This window comes from Streptomyces sp. NPDC059567 (genome assembly GCF_042735655.1).
Taxonomy (GTDB): domain Bacteria; phylum Actinomycetota; class Actinomycetes; order Streptomycetales; family Streptomycetaceae; genus Streptomyces.
In genome coordinates, this window is the sequence record NZ_JBHWBS010000102.1 from 1 (window position 1) to 1,790 (window position 1,790).

General features: G+C 78.9%; 2 protein-coding genes. Both read right to left on the reverse strand.

Annotated features, from left to right (window positions below; all coding sequences use genetic code 11):
- Positions 1-76: 76 nt before the first annotated feature.
- Positions 77-1,189 carry an NAD(P)/FAD-dependent oxidoreductase gene (locus ACFVZW_RS31225; RefSeq protein ID WP_384528364.1) on the reverse strand — a complete coding sequence of 371 codons (1,113 nt, stop codon included), beginning with the start codon at positions 1,187-1,189 and terminating at the stop codon, positions 77-79.
- Positions 1,186-1,593, reverse strand: coding sequence for a (2Fe-2S)-binding protein (locus ACFVZW_RS31230; RefSeq protein WP_384528367.1), 408 nt, complete (start codon positions 1,591-1,593; stop codon positions 1,186-1,188). Before ACFVZW_RS31230 ends, ACFVZW_RS31225 begins: the two co-directional genes overlap by 4 nt.
- Positions 1,594-1,790: the final 197 nt, after the last annotated feature.

Genomic DNA, 1,790 nt, shown 5'->3' on the forward strand with positions numbered 1-1,790 from the left:
GCCGCCGCGTGTCCCCGCGGCGGCGCCGCGTCGTGCTGTTCCGGCCCGGCTCAGGAAGCCGCGAGCCCCGGGTGGTTCAGGGGCGCGCCGCGCGGACCTCGACCCGGCCGAGCAGGGTCCGGCCGTCCGGCGCGAGCACCAGCTTCCGGTAGCGGCCGCCGGCCCGGTCGGCCTCGCTGAACTCGATGGCCCCCTCCGTACGGGCGTGGATGTCGCCGAAGCCGGAGACCCCGATGCCCAGCAGCTTGAGCCGCGTCGGCCGGCCGGTGTCCGTGAACGGCGTGTGGTCGAGGCCGAGGAGCTGGCGGGCCACGGAGGCGGCCATCCGCAGGCCGGGGGCGACGAGCCCGTGGCAGCGGCCCTCGACGGCGGCGCACTCGCCGACGGCCCAGATCCGCCCGTCCGCGGTCCGCAGCCGGTCGTCCACGAGGAACCCGCCTCGTTCGCCGGTCGCCAGGCCCGCGGCCGCGGCGAGCTCGTCACGGGGCCGGATCCCGGCGGAGAAGACGACGAGGTCGGCCTCGATCTCCGTACCGTCCGCGAGCCGCACCCGGTCCGCCTCCACGGACACGGTGGTCGCCCCGCAGTGCACCTCGACGCCGAGGTCCCGCACCAGTGCGGCGAGGAGCCGCCCGCCGCCCGCGTCCACCTGGAGCGGCATGAGGCGCGGGGCCGCCTCCACGACGTGCGGGCGCATCCCGAGGTGCCGCAGGGCGTCGGCGGCCTCCAGGCCGAGCAGCCCGCCGCCGATGACGACACCGGGGCGGCCGGCGCGGGCGGCGGCGCGGATCGCGTCGATGTCCTCGACGGTGCGGTACGTGAAGCAGTGCGGCAGGTCGTGGCCGGGGACGGGCGGCACGAAGGGCCGGGACCCGGTGGCCAGGACCAGCGCGTCGTAGCCGAGGCGCGTCCCGTCGGCGCACCGTACGGTCCGTCGCTCCCGGTCGATCCCGGTCACGGTCGTGGAAAGGCGCACGTCCACCAGGGAGTCGGGGGCGGGCAGGGCGAGATCGGATGGCGTCGGGCCGGAGAGGAGGGAGGAGAGCGCGACCCGGTCGTAGGCGCCGCGCGGCTCCTCCCCGAGCATGACCACCCGCCACCCGTCGGTCCGGTCCAGGGTGCGCAGCTCCGTGACGAGCCGGTGCCCGACGGGTCCGTAGCCGGCGACGACCAGTGTCCGGCGGCTCACGCGACGCCCTCCGGGACGCGCAGCGCGGCGCACACCGCGCGGACCGCGTCGGCGCAGCCGCCGCAGCCGGTGGTCGCCCGGGTCGCCGCGGCCACCGCCCCGACGTCCCGCGCGCCGTCCAGCCAGGCCCGCACGACGGCCCCCTTGCTGACATTGTTGCAGTGGCAGAGCACGGCCTCGTCGGCCAGCGTGGCGGGATCGGCTCCCGCACCCCCGGCCCCCGCCCCGGCCTTCGGGCCGAGCAGGAGGGCGAGCCGGTCGGCGGGCACGGGGCGTCCCCGGTCGTACGCCTGGCTGACGGCCGCGATCCCCTCGGGCAATCCGACCAGCACGGCCCGTACCACCCTCTGCTCCGTGATCTCGATCCGCGCGTACCGCCCCCGAGCGGGGTCGGAGAACGTCACGACCTCGTCGCTCTCGGCCCGCCCCGCCGCCCACCCGCGCGGCCCCAGGCACAGGACGTCCAGGCCCGGGACGCGGGGCCGGCCGGCCCCGGGGGGGGGGGGGGGCGCCGCGGGGGCCCCCGGCCGAAAGGGGGGGCGGGAGAGCCCCCGCGCCCCGGCGCCCGCGGGGGGCGGGGGGGCCCCCCCCGCCCCGGCTT